This is a genomic window from Pseudoxanthomonas sp. LjRoot143 (assembly GCF_964252945.1).
Lineage (GTDB): Bacteria > Pseudomonadota > Gammaproteobacteria > Xanthomonadales > Xanthomonadaceae > Pseudoxanthomonas_A.
The window spans coordinates 2,065,688-2,088,716 of the sequence record NZ_CAXUPM020000001.1 but is presented as its reverse complement, the minus strand read 5'-3'; the positions used below and the strand labels follow the sequence as shown (position 1 = coordinate 2,088,716).

The 23,029-nt window shown below is 68.1% G+C and carries 17 protein-coding genes; 2 read left to right on the top strand and 15 right to left on the bottom strand.

Features of this window, described 5'->3' with window-relative positions:
- Positions 1-7: 7 nt before the first annotated feature.
- From ACSQ1W_RS09865 to ACSQ1W_RS09800, 14 genes are all read right to left on the bottom strand, one after another.
- On the bottom strand, positions 8-1,198 hold the full coding sequence (locus ACSQ1W_RS09865; RefSeq protein ID WP_192267738.1) for a methyl-accepting chemotaxis protein: 1,191 nt from the start codon (positions 1,196-1,198) through the stop codon (positions 8-10).
- A gap of 236 nt (positions 1,199-1,434) precedes the next feature.
- Entirely contained in the window at positions 1,435-2,502 is a 1,068-nt protein-coding gene (locus ACSQ1W_RS09860) for a protein-glutamate methylesterase/protein-glutamine glutaminase (RefSeq protein ID WP_436043171.1), read from the bottom strand.
- Complete coding sequence (gene cheD / locus ACSQ1W_RS09855) at positions 2,502-3,104, bottom strand: chemoreceptor glutamine deamidase CheD (protein ID WP_192267740.1); 603 nt, start codon at positions 3,102-3,104, stop codon at positions 2,502-2,504. Before cheD ends, ACSQ1W_RS09860 begins: the two co-directional genes overlap by 1 nt.
- On the bottom strand, positions 3,101-4,009 hold the full coding sequence (locus ACSQ1W_RS09850) for a CheR family methyltransferase (protein WP_192267742.1): 909 nt from the start codon (positions 4,007-4,009) through the stop codon (positions 3,101-3,103). Before ACSQ1W_RS09850 ends, cheD begins: the two co-directional genes overlap by 4 nt.
- Before the next feature lie 100 nt (positions 4,010-4,109).
- Positions 4,110-6,332: a methyl-accepting chemotaxis protein gene (locus ACSQ1W_RS09845; protein WP_436043169.1), complete on the bottom strand. Its 2,223-nt coding sequence runs from the start codon at positions 6,330-6,332 to the stop codon at positions 4,110-4,112.
- Positions 6,333-6,424: 92 nt separating this feature from the next.
- The gene (locus tag ACSQ1W_RS09840) at positions 6,425-6,829 is read right to left on the bottom strand and encodes a hypothetical protein (protein ID WP_436043167.1); all 405 of its coding nucleotides are present in this window, start codon (positions 6,827-6,829) and stop codon (positions 6,425-6,427) included.
- A gap of 170 nt (positions 6,830-6,999) precedes the next feature.
- Positions 7,000-9,612: an EAL domain-containing protein gene (locus ACSQ1W_RS09835; protein ID WP_436043165.1), complete on the bottom strand. Its 2,613-nt coding sequence runs from the start codon at positions 9,610-9,612 to the stop codon at positions 7,000-7,002.
- A gap of 164 nt (positions 9,613-9,776) precedes the next feature.
- Positions 9,777-12,011, bottom strand: coding sequence for a methyl-accepting chemotaxis protein (locus tag ACSQ1W_RS09830; protein WP_436043163.1), 2,235 nt, complete (start codon positions 12,009-12,011; stop codon positions 9,777-9,779).
- Positions 12,012-12,225: 214 nt separating this feature from the next.
- The gene (locus tag ACSQ1W_RS09825) at positions 12,226-12,714 is read right to left on the bottom strand and encodes a chemotaxis protein CheW (protein WP_192267748.1); all 489 of its coding nucleotides are present in this window, start codon (positions 12,712-12,714) and stop codon (positions 12,226-12,228) included.
- Between the two features lie 97 nt (positions 12,715-12,811).
- The gene (locus tag ACSQ1W_RS09820) at positions 12,812-15,529 is read right to left on the bottom strand and encodes a methyl-accepting chemotaxis protein (RefSeq protein ID WP_436043162.1); all 2,718 of its coding nucleotides are present in this window, start codon (positions 15,527-15,529) and stop codon (positions 12,812-12,814) included.
- A 167-nt stretch (positions 15,530-15,696) separates the two neighbouring features.
- Positions 15,697-16,476 (bottom strand): flagellar brake protein, encoded by a 780-nt coding sequence (locus tag ACSQ1W_RS09815; protein ID WP_436043160.1) that lies wholly within the window; start codon positions 16,474-16,476, stop codon positions 15,697-15,699.
- A 179-nt stretch (positions 16,477-16,655) separates the two neighbouring features.
- Positions 16,656-17,441 carry an alpha/beta fold hydrolase gene (locus ACSQ1W_RS09810; protein ID WP_436043158.1) on the bottom strand — a complete coding sequence of 262 codons (786 nt, stop codon included), beginning with the start codon at positions 17,439-17,441 and terminating at the stop codon, positions 16,656-16,658.
- Between the two features lie 189 nt (positions 17,442-17,630).
- On the bottom strand, positions 17,631-18,413 hold the full coding sequence (locus ACSQ1W_RS09805) for an SDR family oxidoreductase (protein ID WP_436043156.1): 783 nt from the start codon (positions 18,411-18,413) through the stop codon (positions 17,631-17,633).
- Complete coding sequence (locus ACSQ1W_RS09800) at positions 18,410-18,739, bottom strand: nuclear transport factor 2 family protein (protein WP_192267752.1); 330 nt, start codon at positions 18,737-18,739, stop codon at positions 18,410-18,412. The genes ACSQ1W_RS09805 and ACSQ1W_RS09800 overlap by 4 nt, the downstream gene beginning before the upstream one ends.
- 98 nt (positions 18,740-18,837) lie before the next feature.
- Here ACSQ1W_RS09800 and ACSQ1W_RS09795 point away from each other — a divergent pair, with 98 nt between their 5' ends.
- Both ACSQ1W_RS09795 and ACSQ1W_RS09790 read left to right on the top strand, forming a co-directional pair.
- Positions 18,838-19,773: a LysR family transcriptional regulator gene (locus ACSQ1W_RS09795; protein WP_436043155.1), complete on the top strand. Its 936-nt coding sequence runs from the start codon at positions 18,838-18,840 to the stop codon at positions 19,771-19,773.
- Positions 19,773-20,039 carry a DUF3471 domain-containing protein gene (locus ACSQ1W_RS09790; RefSeq protein ID WP_436043154.1) on the top strand — a complete coding sequence of 89 codons (267 nt, stop codon included), beginning with the start codon at positions 19,773-19,775 and terminating at the stop codon, positions 20,037-20,039. Before ACSQ1W_RS09795 ends, ACSQ1W_RS09790 begins: the two co-directional genes overlap by 1 nt.
- A 168-nt stretch (positions 20,040-20,207) precedes the next feature.
- Here the strand turns inward: ACSQ1W_RS09790 and ACSQ1W_RS09785 are convergent, their stop codons facing one another.
- On the bottom strand, positions 20,208-22,850 hold the full coding sequence (locus ACSQ1W_RS09785; RefSeq protein WP_436043153.1) for a Cache 3/Cache 2 fusion domain-containing protein: 2,643 nt from the start codon (positions 22,848-22,850) through the stop codon (positions 20,208-20,210).
- Positions 22,851-23,029 lie beyond the last annotated feature (179 nt).

Sequence of the window (23,029 nt, the reverse complement as noted above, 5' to 3'; positions counted from 1 at the left end):
TGCGCGATCAGAACAGTTCGACCGTACCCGCGCCCATGTTCTGCTGCGCGACCGGCTTGTGCGGCGGACGCTCCCACTCGGTGCGCTGGTCGCGCAGGCGGTTGCCGATCAGGCGCAGTGCGCTGAGCAGTTCGTTGTCGGTGGCGCCGCCCGAACGGTGCAGCAGTTCCTGCAGGGCGAGCGCTTCCTTGTTGATGGCGGTCAGGCGGTCCAGATGCGTGGTCGCGCTGCCCAGCGACTGGGTGGCGATGTCTTCGAACTGCAGCGAGCGGACGGCTTCGGCGACGCTGGCGTCGATGGCGTGGCCGCACATCGAGACCTCGCGCATGCCGTCGCCCAGCGAGGCGTTGATCGCGGCGACCTGGTTCAGCATGCCGGCGGCTTCGCTGCGGGCTTCGCGTGAACGGTCCAGGTCGCGCGAGGCCATGTTCGACACGGTGTCGCGCACCTTGGCGATGGATTCCTTCGAGCTGTGCGCCAGCTTGCGGATCTGCTCGTTGAAGGCGGTGGAGCGTTCGGACAGATTGCGCACCTCGTCGGCGACCACCGCGAAGCCGCGTCCCGCTTCGCCGGCACGCGCCGCTTCGATGGCGGCGTTCAGCGCCAGCAGGTTGGTCTGGTCGGCGATCGACTTGACGTCTTCCAGCAGCGAGAAGATGCCATCCAGGTGCTGCGCCATGTCGTCGATGTGGTGCACGGTGGTGCCGCTCTGGCCTGCCACCTGTTCCAGCGCCTCGACCAGTTGCTCCATGCGCTGGCTGGCGTTCTGGGCGAAGCGCGCCACGTCCACGCCGGCACGGTCGCCTTCGCCGTTGCGGTCGATGATGCGGGAGATCGCCGCACTCTGTTCGCGCGACTTGCGGTTCATCGCATCGAAGCTGCCGCCCAGGTTGCCGACGGCTTCGCGGATCAGTTCGCGGGCACGGTCGATCTCGCTGCGCGAGCCCTCGATCTCGTTGTTGACGAAGCGGCGCAGCTCGGTCAGCAGGGCATCCTGTTCGCGCACGACGCTGGCGTGCTCGGGGGAGATCTGGTGCGAGGTCGTCACGGTCAGCCAGGCGAAGATCAGCCAGGCCAGGGTCAGCGACGTCAGCAGCGCCCATTGCAGGGCATTGGGCCAGTCGAAGCCGACCGACACCGGGAACAGCAAGGTGAGGATGAGGGGTGCCGCCAAACGAACCAGGATGCGCGAATACATGGGTGCTCTCTGCTGAAGCTCACTGATGAGTATCGGCCGTGCGGATCGGCTCTTTAGCCGGGAAATCCGCCTATTCTGGTATTGCAGGTGATCTGTGATGCACGTTCCCGCTTCCGCACTGGCTGGTGTGGGAGCGACGTAAGTCGCGATGCTATTGGCTCAGGCAACAGTGTCCCGTCATCGCGACTTACGTCGCTCCCACAGAATCGCAGCTCCACCGGAGAGATTACGGACGCTCAGGCGATCGCCGCCGCCAGGTCGAGCAGGCGCTGGGCGATGCGTTCCAGCGGCAAGGCTTCCTTGGCGGCGCCCAGGCGCATGGCGGCGCCCGGCATGCCCCATACGACGCTGCTGGCTTCGTCCTGCACCAGCGTCGGTGCGCCGGCCTGGCTCATTTCCAGCAGGCCGCGCGCGCCGTCGTCGCCCATGCCGGTGAGGATCGCACCCACCGCATTGCCGCCGGCGCTCTGCGCGACCGAGCGGAACAGGACGTCGACCGCCGGCTTGTGGCGGTTGACCGCAGGACCGTCGTCGATGCGGGCACGCCAGCGCGCACCGTCGCGGATGATCCGCATGTGCTGCCCGCCGGGCGGCAGGTACGCGTGCCCCGGCAGGATGGCTTCACCGTCGCTGGCCTCGCGCACGGCCATGGCCGAATGCCGGTCCAGCCGTTCGGCGAAGGCGCGGCTGAAGCCGGCCGGGATGTGCTGGGTCAGCACGATGGCGGGCGCGTCGGCCGGCATCTGCTCCAGCACCACGCGCAACGCTTCGGTACCGCCGGCGGACGCGCCGATGGCGATCAGGCGGTCGGTGGTGCGGAAGCGCAGGGCGGGCGGTGCGGGCAGCGCGGTGTCCAGGCCGACGCGCGGTGCACCGGTGCGCGCGAGCGGACGCACGCGCGCCTTCGCCGCGGTCTTGACCTTGGCGATGATCTCGTCGGAATACGCCTGCAGGCCGCTGGCGACGTCGAGCTTGGGCTTGGAGACGAAATCCACCGCGCCCAGCGCCAGCGCCTGCAGCGTCGTGTCGGCGCCACGCTCGGTCAGGGAGGAAATCATCACCACCGGCATCGGCCGCAACCGCATGACGTTCTCCAGGAACGCCAGGCCGTCCATGCGCGGCATTTCCACGTCCAGCGTCATCACGTCCGGATTGAGGCGCTTGATCTTGTCGCGCGCCAGCAACGGATCGGCGGCGGAGCCGACGACCTCGATGCCGGGGTCGCGGGACAGGATTTCGGTCAGGATCTGGCGCACGACCGCCGAGTCGTCGACGATCAGCACGCGGCAAGGGGACGTACTCATCAGAACAGCTCCACGCCCCCGGTGACGGGAGCCTTGGACAGGCGGGCGCGGGCCGCGGACTCGGCGGCCAGCACTTCGGCATCGTGGGCATGCGGCAGGCGCTGCACGACCGCACGGCCGGTGTCGGGGAAGTACCACACCTTGCGCGGATGGATGCCGCGCAGGTCCTCGGCCACCACCGGAATGCGCTCGGCTTCCAGGTAGCGGCGGACGAACTCGGCGTTGCGCGTGCCCACCGGATTGCTGGTGAAGCCCTTCAGCACGTTGGCGCCGCCGAACACCTTGGCCTGCAGCCGGCTGCGCGAGGCGCCGCGCTTTAGCAGGTCGTTGATCAGCAGTTCCATCGCGTAGCTGCCGTAGCGCGCCGGCGCGCCGTCGCCGACGTTGCCGTCGGGCAGCAGGAAATGGTTCATGCCGCCCAGCTTCAGCAAGGGGTCGCGGATGCAGGCCGCCACGCACGAACCCAGCACGGTGACCAGCGCAGTGTGATCGTCCACCACCAGGTACTGCGTGGGCAGCAGCTTGGCGGCTTCGGTCTTGAAGCGGATGTCGTGGTAGCGCAGCACGCTGCCATCGGCGAAGGCGGCCGCGGCGGCGCTCATGCGGCGCCCTTGGCACGGCGGTACAGCGTGCGGCCGCACGGTTGGATGATGTCGGCCGCGTGCAGGTAGTTTTCCGAATGGCCGGTGTAGAGCATGCCGTCGTCGGCCAGGTGCGGGACCAGGCGCGTGAGGATGCCGCGTTGGGTCGGCTTGTCGAAATAGATCATCACGTTGCGGCAGAACATCGCCACGAACGGGCCGGTCACGTCATAGCGGGGGGCCAGCAGGTTCAGCGGGCGGAACTCGATCAGCTGCTGCAGCGCGGGATGCACGCGGCACTTGCCTTCATTGGGGCCGCTGCCACGCTGGAAATAGCGTCGTTTCAGTGCGTCGCTCAGGCCGGCGATCCGCTCGACCGGATAGACGCCGCGTTCGCCGGTCGCCAGCACCTGCGTGTCCACGTCGGTCGCCAGGATGCGCACCGGTGGCGTCAGCGTGCCGTAGGCCTCGCAGGCGGAGATGGCGATCGAGTAGGGCTCTTCGCCCGTGGATGCGGCGCAGGACCAGATCTTCAGCGGGCCGTCGTGGCGGCGCTTGGCCAGTTCTTCCTGCAGACGTTCGAAGTGGTGCGGCTCGCGGAAGAACGAGGTGAGGTTGGTCGTCAGTGCGTTGGTGAACGCCTGCCATTCGTCGCCGCCGTCGCGTTCCAGCTGGTCCAGGTAGTCCTTGAAGCTGCGCAGGCCGAGCGCGCGCAGGCGGCGCGAAAGCCGGCCATAGACCATGTCGCGCTTGCCGTCGGCCAGGGCGATGCCGGCGCGCTGGCGGATCAGGTCGGCGACGCGGCGGAAGTCGCGGTCGTCGAACTCGAAGTCACGCGTGCCGCTGGCAGGTGCGTCGTCGGCGGGGAGCGGGGAAGTCCGTCGGGTCGAGGTCACCGGGGCGATGGAGCGGGTACTGACGGACATGGGCGTCTCGAGAGAGCGGGTACTGAGGGAGTACTCGACCGATGCACCGTCACGGGGACGGTGCATCGATCATCGGCTGGACTGATGCAAACCGCGTGCCTCAGAACTCCTGCCAGTCGTCGCCGTCGGCCAGGGCCGGTTCCAGCACCGCCTTGGCGGCGGCGCGGACGGCCTGCTTGGCCGGCGCGGCAGCGGGAGCCGCCTTGACCGCCTTGGCGGCGGGCGCCGCGTGGGCATGCAGCTTGAACACCGACACCGACTCGCTCAGGGCCTGCGCCTGTTCTTCCATCGAGCGGGCGGCGGCCGAGGCTTCTTCCACCAGGGCGGCGTTCTGCTGGGTGGTCTCGTCCATCTGGGTGATGGTCTGGTTGACCTGCTCGATGCCGGCCGACTGTTCCTGCGAGGCGGCGGAGATCTCGGCCATGATGTCGGTCACGCGCTGCACGCTGGCCACGATCTCGGCCATCGTCGCGCCGGCCTGGTTCACCAGCGCCGAACCATCGGCGACCTTGTCCACGGACGTCTCGATCAGACCCTTGATCTCCTTCGCGGCATTTGCGGAACGCTGGGCGAGGGTACGCACTTCCGAGGCGACCACGGCGAAGCCACGGCCCTGTTCGCCGGCACGGGCGGCTTCCACCGCGGCGTTGAGCGCCAGGATGTTGGTCTGGAAGGCGATGCCGTCGATGACCGAGATGATGTCGGCGATCTTCTTCGACGACTGCTCGATGTCGCGCATGGTCGTCACCACCTTGCCGACCACGTCGCCACCCTGCGACGCCACGCCGGCGGCACCGATCGACAACTGGTTGGCCTGACGCGCGGATTCGGCGTTCTGGCGCACGGTGGAGGTCAGTTCCTCCATCGAGGCGGCGGTTTCTTCCAGGTTGGCGGCCTGCTGCTCGGTACGGCGCGACAGGTCGGAGTTGCCGGAGGCGATCTCGCCGGCGGCGGTGTTGATGCTGGTGGAGGCATCCTGGATGCGGCCGACGATGTCGGTCAGCTGCGTGACGGTGGCGTTGGCGTCGTCGCGCATGGTGGCGAACACGCCGTGGAAGTCCCCTTCCATCCGTGCGGTCAGGTCGCCGCGGGCGATGGCCTGCAGCAGCTCGGACACTTCCGCCAGGTTCTCGTCGGTCGTCTCCATCAACTGGTTCAGGCCGTCGATCATGTCGCGGAAGTCGTACTGGTACTTGTCCACGTCGCCGCGCTGGGTGAAGTCGCCGGACGAGGCGGCCATGGCCAGGCGCTTGATCTCGCCGTTGATCGCCGACAGGTTGGCCTTGGTGGCGTCCATCGTCTCGGTCAGGTTGGCCTTCTCGCCGGGCAGCTTGGGCATGTCCTGGCTGAGGTCGCCGACCGAGTAGCGCTGCATGATCTTCAGCGCATCGCCGATCGCCTGCAGGTGCGAGGCGACCAAGGCGTTGGTGTCGCGCACCATGCGGCCGTACTCGCCCGGGAACGCGCTGTCGTCCATCCGGTAGCTGATCTGGCCTTCGTCGTGGCGCGCGGCCATGTCGCTCTGTGCGGCGATGACCGACTGCACCTGCGTCTGCATGCGCTGCATGGCGGTGAGCAGCTGGCCGACTTCGTCGGAGCGGCTGGTGTCGATCTTGCCGTCCAGCTTGCCGGCGGAGACGTCGTTGGCCACGCGCACGGCTTCGCCGACCGCATTGGCGATGGCGCGGGCGAAGAACCAGGCCAGGGCCAGGCCGCCGACGATGCCTGCCAGCAGCATGACGATCATCAGCGTGCTGGAGGCGGTGTAGGTGCTGTCGGCGTCGGCGCTGGCGCTCTTGGCCTGCTGGTCGACGACGTTGATCAGGGCGGTCAGGGCCCCGGTGGCCTTGCGGTGCTGGTCGCGCGTGGCGCCGATGAAGGTGTCCACGGCGTCGTCCGGCAGGCCGAGGTCGAGCATTTCCTGCACTTCCGTGTAGGACTGCTGGGCCGCCTTCCATTCCTTGGAGAAGGTGTCGTAGGCCTTCTTCTCTTCCGGGCTGGTGATGAGCTTGACGTACCCCTGCCTGGCGTCTTCGATACGCTTTTCGGTCTCGGCGGCCAGCTTCCTGGCCTCCGCCTTCACCGCGTCGCTGGCGCGCACGTGCTGGCGATAGGAGTTGGTGCGGTACTCGCCGAGCAGGCTCTGCATGTCGCCCGCGGCCTTGACGCTCGGCAGGACATGGCCGGTGACTTCGGTGGTGGCACCGTTCAACGAGTTCAGGCCCACGAAGGCCGCAATGCCCTGGACCAGCATCAGGGCCAGTACGACGCCGAAGGCGAGCATCATCTTCGTCGTCAGTTTGAGGTTCTTGATCCGCTGCATGGGATTCTTTTTCCTTTACCGGGGCGCGCGCCGCGCCGCTCTCAGTGGCAACCAAGACAGGGCAGGGCGTCGTGCCCTGCCCGTGGGACGGCTCAGCGGATCGTTGCCAGCTTCAGGTTCGACGGCGAGTTCACCACGATCTCGGCGCGCGACTGGTCACGCTCGATAGTGCCGATCACGCAGACGTCCTTGCCTTCCAGTTCTTCCGGCGCCGGCTTGAACTTGGCGCGGGCGTCGCCCGGGATGCGCGCGGTGAAGGTGTGGCGCGGGAAGTTGCCGCCCATGTACAGGAAGGTCGGCGTGCCTTCGGTGTTCTCGGCGAAACGGGCCTTGCCCACCTTGCCGCAGACCGTACCGGCCTTGCCGGCGAAGCGCGGTGCCATGTCGGCCGGGATCGCGTTGTCGACCTGCGACTGGCTGTTGGCGGGCGCAGCGGGCATCAGCAGGGCGGTGGCGGCGACGGCGATGGACAGGGTCAGGACGGACGCGATTTTCATTCCAGTAGCTCCGGATGGTCAGAAGGGATAAGGACTCTCCGCCTGAGATCGGCGCGGTGACGTGGAACTTGAGGTGATGACGCCCCGGAATGGCGCCGATGCGCGTGACTGGGAGCTGCATCACACTTCGGCCGGTCGCACGCCATTGCGCGCGCCGGCAGCGCGATGCGTCAGGACGTGGAGGCAGTGTCCGCGGTGGATTCCACGGCCGAGGCATAGCCGTGCGTCCCGAGCCAGTCTTCCAGCGTCGCGGGCGGCAGGGGCGGCGAGAACAGGTATCCCTGCAGCACGGGAAAGCGCTGCTCGGTGAGGAAGCGGTGCTGCGATTCGGTTTCCACGCCTTCTGCGACCACCTTCATGCCCAGGCTTTCGCCGATGCGCAACACGGACGATGTCAGCGTGCGCGCGATGGCGCTGGTGTCGATGTCGCGCACGAAGCTCTGGTCCAGCTTCAGTTCGCTGATCGGCAGGCGATGCAGGTGGCTGAGGCTGGAGTAGCCGGTGCCGAAATCGTCCAGCGACAGGCGCACGCCGAGCACGTAGATCGCCTCGATGTTCTCCAGCACATCCGGATCCGGGTCGAGCATGACGCTTTCGGTGATCTCCAGCGTCAGGTCCTCGGGGACCAGGCCGTGTTCGTCCAGTAGGTCGGAGATCTGCAGCGACAGCTGCGGGTCGCGGAAATTGATCGCGGACACATTCACCGAGACACGCGGGATATCGACGCCGCGCCGCCGCCAGTCGGCCATCTGCGCGCAGGCCTGGCGCAGGACCCACAGGCTGAGATCGGCAATCAGGCCGCATTCCTCGGCCACCGGCACGAAGCGCGACGGCGGGATGACGCCCAGATCGGCATGGTGCCAACGGAGCAGCGCCTCGACGCCGTACAGCTGGCGTCCGTCGCAGCCGCCGACCTGCGGCTGGTACTGCAGGTTCAGCTGGTTCAGCCGCAGCGCGTCGCGCAACGCCGTCTCCAGCGAGACGCGCTCCTGCGCCAGGCGGTTCATGTCGACGCTGAAGAAGCGGAAGCCGCTGCCGCCATCGCGCTTGGCGCGGTACATCGCCATATCGGCATGGCGCACCAGCAGATCGATGTCGCGGCCGTCGTCGGGGAACATGGCCACGCCGATGCTGGCGCTGGGATGCAGGGTCATCAGGCCGGCGGCGGTGGGCGCGGCGATCGCGCCCAGCAGGCGCTCGGCCACGCTGCCGGCCTGTTCGGCGCTGCACATCGGTAGCACTGCGACGAATTCGTCGCCGGCCTGGCGGCCGACGATGTTGATGCCGCCGAGTTCCTCGCTGAGGCGCGCGGCGACGTCGCGCAGCAGGCCGTCGCCGGCCGCGTGGCCCTGCGCGTCGTTGACGCGCTTGAAACGGTCCAGGTCGATGAACAGCACCGCAGCGGTACCGTTGCCCTGCGCGACGTTCGCCAGCGCCTGTTCGGCCTTGGCACTGAACATGATGCGGTTGGGCAGGCCGGTCAGCGTGTCGTAGAACGCGAGCTGGTGCACGCGCTCATTGGTCTGTTCGCGTTCCAGCGTCAGCGAGCACAGGTGCAGGCAGGTGTCGGCAAGGCGCTCGTGCAGCTCCTCGGGACCGCGGTTTTCCCGGTAGTAGAACGACAGCGTGCCGAGCACGCGGCCGCTGCTCGACTTGATCGGGTGGGTCCAGCACGCGCGCAGGCCGAGCGGCGTGGTCAGGTGGCGGGTGTTGGCGCACAGCGGATCGCTGGCGATGTCCTTGACCAGCACCGCGCGCCCGCGCCAGGCGGCCACGCCGCTGACGCCGGCGCGCGGGCCGATCGGCAGGCCGTTGATCTTGCGCGCCCAGGCTTCGGGCAGGCTCGGCGAAGCGAGGGCATGCATCAGTCCCTCGCTGTCGACGGTGATGATGGAGACCGTCAGCTCCGGCGCGATGTGCTCCACCTCGCGGCAGATCAGCGTCATCACGTCGGCGACGTTCCACTCGTGCACCAGCGCATCCAGCACCTTGTTGTGCAGCACCTGGTGCATCTTGGTCTGGGTGATGTCGCTGAGCACGCTGACCAGGCCCAGCAGCGAGCCGTCCTCGTCGTGCACCGGATTGATCGCCGTGGACAGCCACAGCGGACGACCGGCCTTGGTGTAGAGCAGCACTTCGGTCTGCAGGCCTTCGCCGGCAGCCATCGCCCGGCTGATGCGCTCGTCCAGCGAGCCATCGGTGTGCGGTCCGGACAGCAGCTCCGCCGGCTTGATGCCGCGCAGCTCCTCCAGCCGGTAGCCCAGCATGCGGGTGAAGCCGCTGTTGACGTAGACGACCTCGCGGTCGGCCGAACTGATGAAGATCGCGTTGTCGCTGCTGTCCACGACGATGGACAGCTGGCGCAGCCGTGCCAGTTGCCGTTGCTGGTCGCTCGTGTCGCGGACAAAGGCGGTATGGAACACGTGGTCGCCGATGACGACCTTCGACATCGAGACCGAACAGGCGCCTTCGCTGCCGTCGGGCCGCAGCAGCGTCGCATCGCGATGGCTGCCCAGCAGGGACGCCAGGGTGGATTCGGCGGTACCGCCGGCCGGTGTCTCGCCGAGCAGACGGGTGAACGGCAGGCCGTGCACGTCCTCGCGGCGGCAGCGCCACAGCGCCTCCGCGGCGGGATTGAACAGCACCACGCGATGGCGGCTGTCGATGACGAACGCGGCGTCGACGGATTGCTCCAGGACATGCCACAGGCTGTCCTGCGCCGGTTCGACCGGCGCCTGTGCGTCGCGCAGCGGCGTCAGTGCGTTCAGCGTACGGCGAAGCATGCGCAGTCCTTGCCGTGCACCGGGGGGCGGCGGGCGTCGTCGTTGGCGGTGGTTGCGACGGTCATCGGGAGCCGGGAAAGGAAGCCTTCTGGTGACATATCGGCCATGGTCCGGGTTACTTGAACGCGGTCACGGGGCAGGCGTGGAATGCGGCACGCGTTGCGTCAGAACTCCTGCCAGTCGCCATCGGCCAGGGCCGGTTCGGGCAGGCGTGCCGCCGGCTTGCGGGCCACGGCCTTGGCGACCGGCTTCGGCGCGGCGACAGCCTTGCGCACCGGCGCGCTCGTGGTGGCGTTCAGCTTGAACACCGCCACCGATTCGGTCAGCGACTGCGCCTGCTCTTCCATCGAACGGGCGGCCGCGGTGGCTTCCTCCACCAGCGCAGCGTTCTGCTGGGTCGCTTCGTCCATCTGGGTGATGGTCTGGTTGACCTGCTCGATGCCGGCCGACTGTTCCTGCGAGGCGGCGGAGATCTCGGCCATGATGTCGGTCACGCGCTGCACGCTGGCCACGATCTCGGCCATCGTCGCGCCGGCCTGGTTCACCAGCGCCGAACCATCGGCGACCTTGTCCACGGACGTCTCGATCAGACCCTTGATCTCCTTCGCGGCATTTGCGGAACGCTGGGCGAGGGTACGCACTTCCGAGGCGACCACGGCGAAGCCTCGGCCCTGTTCGCCGGCACGGGCGGCTTCCACCGCGGCGTTGAGCGCCAGGATGTTGGTCTGGAAGGCGATGCCGTCGATGACCGAGATGATCTCGGCGATCTTCTTGGACGACTGTTCGATGTCGGTCATGGTGGTGACGACCTTGCCGACCACATCGCCGCCCTGCGAGGCGACCGACGCGGCGCCGATGGCGAGCTGGTTGGCCTGGCGGGCGGACTCGGCGTTCTGGCGCACGGTGGAGGTCAGTTCCTCCATCGAGGCGGCGGTTTCTTCCAGGTTGGCGGCCTGCTGTTCGGTACGGCGCGAGAGGTCGTTGTTGCCGGAGGCGATCTCGCCGGCGGCGGTGTTGATGCTCAGTGCCGCGGTCTGGATGCCGCCGACGATCTCGGTCAGCTGGCCGACGGTGGCGTTGGCGTCGTCGCGCATGATGGCGAACACGCCATGGAAGTCGCCTTCCATCCGGGCAGTCAGGTCGCCATCGGCGATCGCGCGCAGCAGGGCCGACAACTGCGCGAGGTTGCGGTCGCTGGTGGCCATCATCGCGTTCAGGCCCTGCACCATCTGCAGGAAGTCGTGGCGGAAACCGGCCTCGTCGCCGCGCGCCGTGAAGTCGCCGGCCGCCGCGGCCTGCGCCAGGCGTTTGATCTCACCGTTGATGGCCAGCAGGCTCTGCTTGGCGGCGTCCATCGCCTCGTGCAGGAAGGCGCGCGTGCCGGGCAGGCGGCGCGCATCCTGGCTCAGGTCGCCGCTGGCGTAGCGCTCCAGGATGCCGATGGCATCGCGGAAGGCATCCAGGTGTTCGAACATCATGGTGTTGATGCCGCCGGCCAGTTCGCCGTATACGCCGGGGAAATCTTCCGGCATGCGGTGGCTGATGTCCTCGGCGGCATGCAGGCGGATCATGTCGCGCGTCTCGTGCGAGAAGCGCTCCAGCATGTGCACCATCTCGTCGGTGGCCTTCAGCATCTGGCCGACTTCGTCGCGGCCATGGTGGCCGGTGCGCACGCTCAGGTCGCCGCGCGAGACGCCCTTGATCGCGGACAGGGCGCGCGCCACCGGTTCCAGCACCGACTGGCCGATGACCCAGCTGATCGCCATGCTCAGCAGCACCAGCAGGCCGCCGACAGCGGTCATGATGAAGGTGAACTGCAACGCCTGTGCCTGGGTGTCGTCGATGTAGACACCGGTGCCGACCACCCAGCCCCACGGCTGGTACAGCGCGGCGTAGGAGGTCTTCGGTACCGGATCTTCTTCGCCGGCCTTGGCCCAGCTGTAGTCGACATGGCCGCCACCGGCGCGCGCTGCGCGCACGAACTCCGGGAAGATCCGCTTGCCGTCGGGGCTCTCGACGTCGCCCAACGGCTTGCCGATCAGGTCGGGCCGCGTGGGATGCATCAGCATCACCGGGGCTTCGTCGGTGACGAAGAAGTAGTCCACGCCTTCGTTGGCCTGCATTGCGGCGAGGGCGGCGAGCGCGCGCGCCTTCGCTTCGGCTTCGTCCAGCGTGCCGGCGTCGGCCTGTTTGGCGTAACTGCCGATCACGCCCAGCGCCATGTCGGTCTGCGCCTTCAATCCGGCCTGGCGCGTCGCGTTCAGATCCAGGTACTGCATGCGCGCCGCGATCACGGCGAGCGACACGACCCCCAGGGCGACCAGGGCCGTCTGGATCAGGAACCGGCGCTTGAGCGGCAGCGAGGAGAGGGTGGCGGCGATCTTGGCGGTGAACGTCATGGCGATCTCGGACGACAGGGGGTGGCGTGCGGGGAGGAGGACGGGAACAAGGAGGTCCCGCTGTTGTTATCGGCCGCGGCGTCGGAACTTTCAGTCATGTGAAGCGCCCTGCGACGAATGGCGCATGCCGGGGCAGGGCGGAAACGCGAAGACCGCGGGCCTTGCGGTCCGCGGTCTTGGGAGGGCGACGCCATGCCGGGTGTCCGGCAACGGATCAGGCGGCGGCCTGTTCCGGCAGCGGCTGGCCGAGGTCGGCGCTGTCGATCAGCGTTTCGATGTCGAGCAGGATCAGCATGCGCTCGTCCACCGTGCCGATGCCCGAGATGAAGCGGGTGTCGACGCTGGCGCCGAATTCGGGCGTGGGACGGATCTGCTCGGCGTTCAGCGCCAGCACGTCCGACACGCTGTCCACGACGATGCCGACCACGCGGTCTTCCACGTTCAATACGATCATCACCGTGAAGGCGTCGTAGCGCGCTTCCTTCAGACGCAGCTTCAGGCGCAGGTCGATCACCGGCACGATGGTGCCGCGCAGGTTGATCACGCCCTTGATGTAGTCCGGCGCGTCGGGCAGGCGGGTCACCGAGTCGTAGCCGCGGATTTCCTGGACCTTCAGGATGTCCACGCCGTAGTGCTCGTCTCCCAGGGTGAAGCTGAGGAACTCGTCCGCGCTCGCTGCTGCCTGGGTCTTCTTGTCGCTCATGGGTCGGGCTCCTGTTGCAGCCGGTAAGGGTTCGGGGTTCCCGGGGCGGAACCGGTCAAGGCCAAGATCGGCCCCGGGCGGGGTTTCTTTAGCGGGCTCAGTGGGCGTGCGGTGCGGACACCGGACGCGGGGCGCCGCCGGCGGCGATGCGGGTGACGCGTTCCTGCACCAGGCGCGCCACGCTGCCGTGGCTGTCCAGCCGGAAGCTGGACACGGCATCGTTCAGCGCCTGCGCCTGTTCTTCCATCGAACGGGCGGCGGCCGAGGCTTCTTCCACCAGCGCGGCGTTCTGCTGGGTCGCTTCGTCCATCTGGGTGATGGTCTGGTTGACCTGCTCGATGCCGGCCGACTGTTCCTGCGAGGCGGCGGAGATCTCGGCCATGATGTCGGTCACGCGCTGCACGCTGGCCACGATCTCGGCCATCGTCGCGCCGGCCTGGTTCACCAGTGCCGAACCATCGGCGACCTTGTCCACGGACGTCTCGATCAGGCCCTTGATCTCCTTGGCCGCATTGGCCGAGCGCTGGGCGAGGGTGCGCACTTCCGAGGCGACCACGGCGAAGCCGCGGCCCTGCTCGCCGGCACGGGCGGCTTCCACCGCGGCGTTGAGCGCCAGGATGTTGGTCTGGAACGCGATGCCGTCGATGACCGAGATGATCTCGGCGATCTTCTTGGACGACTGTTCGATGTCGGTCATGGTGGTGACGACCTTGCCGACCACGTCGCCGCCCTGCGAGGCGACCGAGGCCGCACCGATGGCGAGCTGGTTGGCCTGACGGGCCGATTCGGCGTTCTGGCGCACGGTGGACGTGAGCTCCTCCATCGAGGCTGCCGTTTCTTCCAGGTTGGCGGCCTGCTGTTCGGTGCGGCGCGAGAGGTCGTTGTTGCCGGAGGCGATCTCGCCGGCGGCGGTATTGATGGAGCCGGAGGCGTCCTGGATGCGGCCGACGATGTCGGTCAGCTGGGCGACGGTGGCGTTCGCGTCGTCGCGCATGGCAGCGAACACGCCGTGGAAGTCGCCGTCCATGCGCGCGGTCAGGTCGCCCTTGGACAGCGACTGCAGCACGCCGGAGACGGCCTCGACGCTGCCGGCGATCGCGGTCAGCAGGCCGTTGACCTGCTGCGACAGCATCAGCAGGAAGCCCTGCTTTCCGGTCTCGGCGATGCGTCCGCTCAGGTCGCCCTGCGCGGCGGCCTGCACGATGCGGGTGACTTCCTGCTCGACCATGACCTCATGGGTACGGTCCGCCCACTCGACCACGTAGCCGACGCGCTGGCCGTCGCCGTCGGTCACCGGGTTGATGATCAACTGCATGATGCGGCCGCCCACGGTGATCTGTGCGCGGTGCGTGCCCTGCAGCTGCGCCAGCATGCGCGCCTGGTGTTTGGGCTTCTTGTGGAAGATGTCGATGCTGCTGCCGATCACCGTGCGCACGTCGAAGGCGGGCAGGTCGCGGCGCAGGTCCTGCTCCACGTCGGCCAGCATCTTCATCAGCGGACGGTTGGCGTAGACGATGGTGCGGTCGGCGTCGGCGATCATGACGTTGGTGGTCACGTCTTCCAGCGCGGTACGGATGCGCAGGCTTTCCTTCGCCACCACGGCGTCGCGTTCGATGCGTTCGCGCAGATGGCCCTGCATGCTGCGCATGGCCTTCATCAGCGTGCCGATCTCGTCGTCGCCGCTGGCATCGATGTCGCTGTCCAGCTTGCCGCGGGCGATGTCGTCGGCGACGCGCACGGCACCCGCCAGCGGCCTGGCGACCTGGCGGCGCAGCAGCCAGAACACCGCACCGCAGAGCAGGGCGGCGCCAAGCGAACCGACGGCCACTACCGTCCACAATACGGCGCGGGCTTCCTTCATCAGGACGGCGCGCGGGACCACCACACCGAGCGCGAAGCGCTCCTGCGCGTCACCGATCTGCAGCGGCACGTAGGCTTCCATCACCGCGTCGCCGGCGGCATTGGCGGCCTCGCGGAACACGGATTCGCCGGCGGCGATCCGCTTGATCACGTCGGCGGCCTGGTCGCCCGCATACGGCTTGCCGACCGAAGCCGCATCCTGGTCGGCGATGACCACACCGGCCGGCGTCAGCAGGCGCACGAAGCCCGCGTCCATCGGGGTGAGTTTGGCGATGCGTTCCTGCAGCGACTGCAGGGCGAAGTCGACGGTCATGACGCCGACGTACTTGCCGTCTTCCAGCACCGGGGTGGACAGGGTCGTCATCAGCACGTCCTTGCCCGCGATCTTGTACACGTAGGGCTCGGCGACCACCTGGCGCTTGAGTTCGCGCGGACGCAGGTACCAGTCACCGGCACCGGGGACTTCGTAGTCGCGCAGCGCCTCTTCCAGCGGTACGCCGTCGCTCCATGCCCAGTAGCTCATGAAGCGGCCGGTGTCGTCGTGGCCGGCCGCGGACACGTAGTCCGCATCCTTGCCGTCGAACGCATCGGGCTCCCATAGCGTGCCCACGCCGATCCATTCCGGATGGGCTTCCAACTGGCGCTTGAAAATGGCGCTGGCCGCGGAGCGGCTGATGCCGTCGCCGTCGCCGTCGCCGTTGCGTTGGGCGAGCAGGGCATGCGCCAGGGCTGCATTGGTGTCGAAGGCGCCGGTCAGTTCGCCCGAGATGCGCTGCGCTTCCAGATTCGCCAGCCCTTCCATCGTGGTGCGGGCGCCGGCGAGCAGCGATTGGCTGCTGCGCAGGTAGCTGGCCGCCGCGGCGACGCCGAAGGCGAGCAGGGCGACGACGGCGGTGCCGTACATCACGCGCGTGGCGATGCTGCGGGAAGAGAAGCGGGCGGAAGCGGATGACATGGCGGCCTCGTGCGGATGGGGCGGTACGGCTGTCCCGGTGCACGGAGCGGCCGCCTGTGGGCCACACCTGTGTGTCAGGAGCGTTACACGGGTATCGGCGGGCGTGCGGCGGGATTGAGCGCAAGACGCTCAGAACCGACGGAAGGCGTTCGAAACGTCGACGCCGGTCACGCCGCGCCGCGCTCGCGGGCGCTGCGCTGGCGTTCCAGGCGGAAGATGTAGCGCTGGATCAGGGCGTCGCCACCGCGCGGCATCTCGGTGAACTGGCAGCCGGCACGCCAGCTCTCGCTGCCGTTCTGGTTGAGCTGGCGATGCAGGCTCTTGACCATCAGGCGCACGCACAGCGGCCCGCTCTCGGGCAGGTGCAGCAGGCTGCCGGGGAACTCCTTGTACGGCTGCAGCGTCGGCTCTTCCGCCTGCACGGCCAGCGCGATGCCGCCGCCGCTGATATCCAGCACGCGGTAGTTGCGGTAGGTCGTCTCGCCATCGGGGTGGCGGGTCGGGACGGCGCACTCCATCGGCTGCGTCACCGGCACCTGCAGCCGGTAGAACTCGCGGCGCTGCAGGCGCAGGACGCTTTCCGGCAGCGATGCGCGGAACGCGACCTGCCCGTCCTTCTGGACGCGCTGCAGGTCGTACAGCTTGAACTGCACGTGGATCCGCTCGAGCCGGGACACGCAGGTGACGTGGGTGGCTTCCTCGATGCTGCGGTTGATCGCCTCCGAGGCGCTGCCGTCGATCAGGACGCCGTCTTCGTCCTCCATCACTTCGACCACGGACGTGGGGAAGGTGTGGTTGCGCGGCATCGCGCAGCCGCTGACCAGCGCCCGCTTGTCGATCAGCGACTGCAGGATCTGGCGGATCGCGTACTCGCCATGCACCAGGTACTTGTCTTCATCGTCGTACCTGACGGGATCGGCCAGTGGGGAGTCGCTGGTCTCGGTCATTGCGGGCGGGAACGTCGGGGCAGGGAGGGCGTCACAGGCTGTATCGGCGTACGTCACAGCATCTTTAGTGGCGATGCCCGTGCATCCGGCGCCCCCTGGGCGGTACACCCTGCGAAGACGCGCCGGAGGAGCACGTTGGAGGCGACGGCGACACGCGCCGTCGTCGCCTCCGGAGGCGCTTACCTGGCCTGTCCGGCGGCGTCCTTCGCCGCGCGATCGATCGTATCGGCCACCACTTTGGGCTGGGTCATGAAGACCGCGTGGCTGGCGGAGACCTTGGTGATGCGCGCATTGATGCGTTCGGCCATGTGGATGAGCATGGCCTGGTCGAAGGCCTTGTCTTCGGTGGCGATGACGGCCCAGCTGGGCTTCGTGCGCCACGCCGCGTTCGTCAGCGTGGTGCCGAACACCGACATGTTGATCGGCACCTGCGAATCGCGCAGGAATGCCGCGTCGGCGTCCGTGGTGTCACCGGCGAAGCCCGCCTTGAACTTGGCCGGGTTGATGAAGCCGTAGCCATCGCGGCCGGTCTCGATCACGAACTCGGGCGTGGCTGCGAAACCTTCGTACTGCTGCGCCGTGGTTTCGCCTGCGTCGGGGGCCAGCGCCGACACGTAGACCAGGCCGGCCACCTTGTCGTGGATACCGGCTTCGGTGATCACCGTTCCGCCCCAGGAGTGCCCGACCAGGATGGCAGGACCGTCCTGGCGATCGAGCACGCGCGTGGTCGCGGCCACATCGTCGGCGAGCGACGTCAGCGGGTTCTGCACGATGGACACGCGGTAGCCGCGTGCGGTCAGGTCGTCGTACACCGGGCGCCAGCCGGCGCCGTCGGCGAAGGCGCCGTGCACCAGCACGACGTTCTTCACCTGGCCGCCATCGCGGGTGGTCTCGGCGGCATGGGCGGTGGGGGACAGGCTGGCGGCCAGGGCGGCGGCGAGCAGGGCGGGGATGAGCTTGAACATGGTCGTGTCCTCGGGGCAGTGGTGGGTAGCGTTCGGAGTGCGGCGTTGGCCGGCAGGGGTACTGTGCAGGCCCGTCAGGAACCATCGGTCACGAAACGTACTGATAACTTGATCCTTCGTACGGATCTGCCGCGAACGCCTCCCGGCCCGCCCGCCGGGTCGCCGGCGGGCGGGGAGGTCATCGGGGGCTTACGCTGTCGGCACAGTGCCGCCGTCGATCGTGTGTTCCGATCCCGAGATGGACGCGGCGCGAGGCGAGACCAGGAACGCGATGAGGTCGGCTACCTCGGACGGCTGGGCCGGGCGCCCCACCGGAATGCCGCCCAGCGCGTCCATGACCATCTGTTTGGCGCCTTCGTAGTCGGTGCCGGCGTTGGCCGCGATGCCGCCGAGGAAATCGATCGAGGCTTCGGTCTCGATCCAGCCCGGCGACACGCGGACCACCCGCACGCCCTGCGGCGTGACTTCCTTAGACAGTGCCTTGCTGTAGGTCGACAGCGCGGCCTTCGCGGCGGCATAGGCGATGGTGGAATCGTGCAGCGGCAGCAGGCGCTGGATCGAGGTCACGTGCAGGATCACGCCGGAGCGCTGCGCGAGCATCGCCGGCAGCAGGGCACGGTCCATCCGCACGGCGGACATCAGATTGAGGTTCAGCGCCTTCGCCCACTCGCCGTCGTCCAGCCTGGCGAAGCCGCCCGCGGGCGCCGACGAGCCGCCCACCACGTTGATGAGGATGTCGACGGTGCTGAGGTGGCGCTGGGCTGCGTCGGTCGCCATGCGAACACCCTCGGCGGTGGCGAGATCGGCGGCGACGTAGTGCACGCCTTCGGTGGGCTGCTTCGGCGCCGACAGCGCCGTCGCCACGACGCGTGCCTGCAGCGAGGCGAGCCGTTCGACGACGGCGGCGCCGACGCCGCGCGTGCCGCCGGTAACCAGCACGCGCTTGCCCGCCAGCGAGAGATCGAAGCTCATGGCGCGATCTCCAGCGTGGCGATCTTGCCGCGCTCCAGGGTGAAGCGGTAACGCAGGTCCAGCGGACTGCCCGGGAAGTCGCCGGACACGCGGCTGGTCACGGTGTAGCTGCGGCCCTGCGTCTCCAGCGTGTGGGGCGTGGCGGTGTAGGTGTACTGGGCGGACGAGGCGGTCTTCCAGGCCTCGATGGCGGCGAGGCCGGCATGGGTGTGGCCTTCGTCCAGGACCAGGCCATCCCTGGTGAAACAGCGGGCGACGGCCTGGCCATCCTGACGGTCGGCGTCGAAGTAGGCCGCGATGGGCTCGGGCAGGTTCAGGTCTTTCATGGCGGTGCTCCGGTGTGGGTACGGCGCTAGGTTGATCCGTCCACCCGGGTAAGAGAATCACCTATGATCCGATCAGGCTATGCAGGAATCCGTACACAATGCGCGGCGCCGAATTCGCGGAACTGAAGGCCTTCGTGGCCGTCGTCGACCGGGCCAGCTTCGCCCGCGCCGCCGATCACCTAGGGCTGTCGCGGTCCGCGCTCAGCCAGACCATCCGTCAACTGGAATCGCGGCTGGGGGTGCGTCTGTTGAACCGGACCACACGCAGCGTGTCGCCGACCGAGCCGGGCCGCCGGTTGCACGAGCGCCTGACGCCGATGCTGCGCGACATGGACGAGGCGGTGGCGCAGGCGGTGGGTACGAGCGCGCGCGCCGCCGGCACGCTGCGCATCAACACGCTGAGCATGGCGGCCAGGCGCGTGCTGGCACCGCGACTCGGAAGGTTCGCGAAGGCGAACCCTGACGTCGTGCTCGACATCGTGATCGACGATGCGCTGAGCGATATCGCCGGCGAAGGCTTCGATGCCGGCATCCGCGTGGGCGGTCGCCTGCAGAAGGACATGGTGGCGGTGCGGCTGACGCCGGACATCGAACTGCTGGCCGTGGCCTCGCCCGGGTATCTCGAGCGGCATGGCGAGCCGAAGACGCCTGCGGATCTGGACCGCCACGCCTGTATCAACTGGCGCTTCCCTGGCAGCGGCAAGATCGCGGGCTGGCCGTTCGCGAAGAAGGGCAAGACGGTCGAGGTTTTCGGCGAGGGCAAGGTGATCTCGAACCACCAGGACATCATCGTGCCCGCCGCGCTGCAGGGACTCGGCATCCTCTACGCATACAACGACGACGACATCGCCGAGGCCCTGCGTGACGGACGCCTGAGGCGCGTCCTCGCCGACTGGTCACCGACCGTGCCCGGCCTCTACCTCTACTACTCGAGTCGCCGCTACATGCTGCCGGCGCTGCGCGCCTTCATCGACTGCCTGTTGGACCGCGACCTCGGCAATGAAGAGCCTGCAACGTCCTCAGGTTCCGGCTAGTGGTCTGCAGCGATAGGGGGGGGCTGGCGGCCTGCTCTGGTGCGACCGCGTCTTCGTGGCAGGCATTCCCGACGGTCGGTCGCTACCACTGGCAGTACGACACGTTCCGCGTGGACTGGGACGATGCCTCGGTCGAGCCGGCCTACATGACGTTTTCGCTCGACGCCGATGGGCGCGCCCGGCGCATCACGATGAAGGCGGTGTCTCCGTTGGCGGATTTCAGCTACGACTATCACGACCTTCTTTTCGAGGCCTCGGGGCCCTGATCCGAGCGGATGCCTCCAGCGCGTGTGACGCGGTGGGTGCAGGTGGCGGCCTCTTGCCGGCATGCGGAACGGTGACCGCGTTGCGCAGGTAGCCGTGCCCCCGTAACGCACACGGCCCGCGAGGTGCGGGCCGTGTGGTCGAAGCGGGCAGGCAGGCGCAATGGCGGATCAGAACTCCTGCCAGTCGCCGTCCGCCAGCGCGGGTTCCTGCAGGGACGCGGCCGGTTTGCGGGCGACTGCCTTCGCGGGTGCCTTGGGCGTCGTTGCGTGGGCGGCGGCAGGCGCCTTGCGCACCGGCGTGCGGACCGTGGCGTGGAGCTTGAACACCGCGACCGATTCGCCGAGTGCATGCGCCTGTTCTTCCATCGAACGCGCGGCGGCGGAGGCCTCTTCCACCAGCGCGGCATTCTGCTGCGTGGTCTCGTCCATCTGCACGATGGTCTGGTTGACCTGCTCGATGCCCGAGGACTGTTCCTGCGAGGCGGCGGAGATCTCGGCCATGATGTCGGTCACGCGCTGCACCGAGGCCACGATCTCGGCCATGGTGGTACCAGCCTGGTTCACCAGCCTGGAACCGTCGGCGACCTTGTCCACCGAGGTTTCGATCAGCGTCTTGATTTCCTTGGCGGCGTTGGCCGAGCGCTGGGCGAGCGTGCGCACCTCGCTGGCGACGACGGCGAAGCCGCGGCCCTGTTCGCCGGCACGGGCGGCTTCCACCGCGGCGTTCAAGGCCAGGATGTTGGTCTGGAAGGCGATGCCGTCGATGACGGAAATGATCTCCCCGATCCGCTTCGAGGACTGTTCGATGTCGGTCATCGTCGCCACTACCTTGCCGACCACGTCGCCACCCTGCGACGCCACGCCGGCGGCACCGATCGACAACTGGTTGGCCTGGCGGGCCGATTCGGCGTTCTGGCGCACGGTGGAGGTCAGTTCCTCCATCGACGCGGCGGTTTCCTCCAGGTTGGCCGCCTGCTGTTCCGTGCGGCGGGACAGGTCGAGGTTGCCCGATGCGATCTCGCCGGCGGCGGTATTGATGGACGCGGAGGCATCCTGGATGCGGCCGACGATGTCGGTCAGCTGGCCGACGGTGGCGTTGGCGTCGTCGCGCATGGTGGCGAACACGCCGTGGAAGTCGCCTTCCATGCGCGCGGTCAGGTCGCCGCGGGCGATGGCCTGCAGCAGGGCGGAGACCTCGGCCAGGTTGTTGTCCGTGGTCTCCATCAGCCGGTTCAGGCCGGACACCATGTCGAGGAAGTCGAACTGGTACTTGGTGACGTCGCCACGTTGGGTGAAGTCGCCGGAGGAGGCGGCATGTGCGAGACGCTTGATCTCCGCGTTGATGGCCGACAGGCTGGCCTTGGTGGCGTCCATCGTCTCGGTCAGCACCGCCTTCTCGCCGGGCAGACGGTCCATGTCGATCGACAGGTCGCCGATGGAGTAGCGCTGCATGACCTCGATCAGGCGCATCTTCACCGCGATATGGGCGGCGACCAGCGTGTTGGTGTCGCGCACCATGCGGCCATAGTCGCCCGGGAAGCCGGTGTCGTCGATGCGGAAGCTGATCTGGCCTTCGTCGTGGCGGCGCGTCATCTCGGTCTGCGCGGCGATCACCGACACCACCTGCGTCTGCACGTGGTGCATGGCGGTCAGCAGTTGGCCCACTTCGTCGCTGCGGGACGTATCGATCCTGCCGTCCAGCCTGCCTGCCGCAACGTCTTCGGCGATGGCGACGGCCGCGCGCAGCGGACGCGAGACCACGCGGCGGACGCCGAGCGCGGTCAGTACGCCGATCACGAGCAGCGCAAGCAGCGACAGCGATACGATCGCGATCATCAGTGCATGGCTGGCGGCGAGTACGTTGTCACGTGGCTCGACGGCCACCAGCGCCCATTTCCAGGGCGCGAACTGCTTTACCGCGACCAGCGCGGGCACCGCGTCGTCGCCCACCTTGGGGGCGATGTCGAGCACTGCATGTCCGCTGTCCTGCGCCAGCAATGCCTTCATCGCCGGCACCGAGGCCGCATCGACCACGGCGGTGTAAGGGGATTCCTGGCTGGCGGGATGCGCCGCGAGCATGCCCTGATGGTCGCCTTCGGCGAGATCGACCACGAAGAAGTAACCCGCTTCGCCCAGCTGCGTCGTGCGCAGCTTGTCCTTCAGCGCCGCCAGTCCGTCGCCGTAGTTCTGGCCGACGAACAGGATGCCGACGGTCTTGCCTTCGGCATCCTGCAGGGGCTGGTAATGGGTCATGTAGTCGCGGCCGAACAGGCGGGCGCGACCGGTGTACGGCTTGTCCTCCAGGATCAGCGCGTAGGCGGGATGCTTGTGGTCCAGCGCGGTGCCGATGACGCGTTCGTCCTGCGTGTTGCGCAACGAGGTGGTGGCGCGGATGAAGTCGTCGCCCTGGCGTACGAACAGCGTGGCGACCACGCCCGTCGCCTCGGTGAAGCGGTCGACGGCGGTGAAATCGAGGTTGATCGCCTGCCCGCCGAAGCGCAGCGCCGGCACGTCGACATCGCCGATCAGCGTGCTGTTGTCCGCGTCCACCGAAACGTCGCCGGAGGGCAGGGCGGCGCGGAAACTGCTGGCCATGCGCTGCGTGGCGTCCGTCAGGGTGCTGTCGTAGAGGGCGATGGATTCCTGCATGACCTGCGCCGCGACGTCCAGGTCGCCCAGTGCGCGCGCTTCGATGGCACGGCCCGACTGCCGTTGGACCACCAGCGCCAGGAGGGTGAGGACGATGGCCACCGCGACGGTAACCTGGAGCGAGAGTTTGCTGCCGAGCGACAGGCGCGCGAGTCGATTCATGGGACAGGGCGGAGTGTGGTGGTGGCCCCAGCGATATCGGCGTCGCCCTCGCGTCATTAAGTAAATGAACGTACTTTCCCGACGAACGGTCGGGCGGTCCCTGACAGGTCGCGGCCCTCCGAAACGAAGACGGCCCGGAAAGTCCGGGCCGTCGTTCGGTCACACAGGTGCGGGCGGTG

Excerpts from the sequence above, each read along its gene's own strand:
- ACSQ1W_RS09865 (WP_192267738.1), bottom strand. The coding sequence starts at position 1,198 with ATGTATTCGCGCATCCTGGTTCGTTTGGCGGCACCCCTCATCCTCACC.
- ACSQ1W_RS09860 (WP_436043171.1), bottom strand. The coding sequence starts at position 2,502 with ATGAGTACGTCCCCTTGCCGCGTGCTGATCGTCGACGACTCGGCGGTC.
- cheD (WP_192267740.1), bottom strand. The coding sequence starts at position 3,104 with ATGAGCGCCGCCGCGGCCGCCTTCGCCGATGGCAGCGTGCTGCGCTAC.
- ACSQ1W_RS09850 (WP_192267742.1), bottom strand. The coding sequence starts at position 4,009 with ATGTCCGTCAGTACCCGCTCCATCGCCCCGGTGACCTCGACCCGACGG.
- ACSQ1W_RS09845 (WP_436043169.1), bottom strand. The coding sequence starts at position 6,332 with ATGCAGCGGATCAAGAACCTCAAACTGACGACGAAGATGATGCTCGCC.
- ACSQ1W_RS09840 (WP_436043167.1), bottom strand. The coding sequence starts at position 6,829 with ATGAAAATCGCGTCCGTCCTGACCCTGTCCATCGCCGTCGCCGCCACC.
- ACSQ1W_RS09835 (WP_436043165.1), bottom strand. The coding sequence starts at position 9,612 with ATGCTTCGCCGTACGCTGAACGCACTGACGCCGCTGCGCGACGCACAG.
- ACSQ1W_RS09830 (WP_436043163.1), bottom strand. The coding sequence starts at position 12,011 with ATGACGTTCACCGCCAAGATCGCCGCCACCCTCTCCTCGCTGCCGCTC.
- ACSQ1W_RS09825 (WP_192267748.1), bottom strand. The coding sequence starts at position 12,714 with ATGAGCGACAAGAAGACCCAGGCAGCAGCGAGCGCGGACGAGTTCCTC.
- ACSQ1W_RS09820 (WP_436043162.1), bottom strand. The coding sequence starts at position 15,529 with ATGTCATCCGCTTCCGCCCGCTTCTCTTCCCGCAGCATCGCCACGCGC.
- ACSQ1W_RS09815 (WP_436043160.1), bottom strand. The coding sequence starts at position 16,476 with ATGACCGAGACCAGCGACTCCCCACTGGCCGATCCCGTCAGGTACGAC.
- ACSQ1W_RS09810 (WP_436043158.1), bottom strand. The coding sequence starts at position 17,441 with ATGTTCAAGCTCATCCCCGCCCTGCTCGCCGCCGCCCTGGCCGCCAGC.
- ACSQ1W_RS09805 (WP_436043156.1), bottom strand. The coding sequence starts at position 18,413 with ATGAGCTTCGATCTCTCGCTGGCGGGCAAGCGCGTGCTGGTTACCGGC.
- ACSQ1W_RS09800 (WP_192267752.1), bottom strand. The coding sequence starts at position 18,739 with ATGAAAGACCTGAACCTGCCCGAGCCCATCGCGGCCTACTTCGACGCC.
- ACSQ1W_RS09795 (WP_436043155.1), top strand. The coding sequence starts at position 18,838 with ATGCGCGGCGCCGAATTCGCGGAACTGAAGGCCTTCGTGGCCGTCGTC.
- ACSQ1W_RS09785 (WP_436043153.1), bottom strand. The coding sequence starts at position 22,850 with ATGAATCGACTCGCGCGCCTGTCGCTCGGCAGCAAACTCTCGCTCCAG.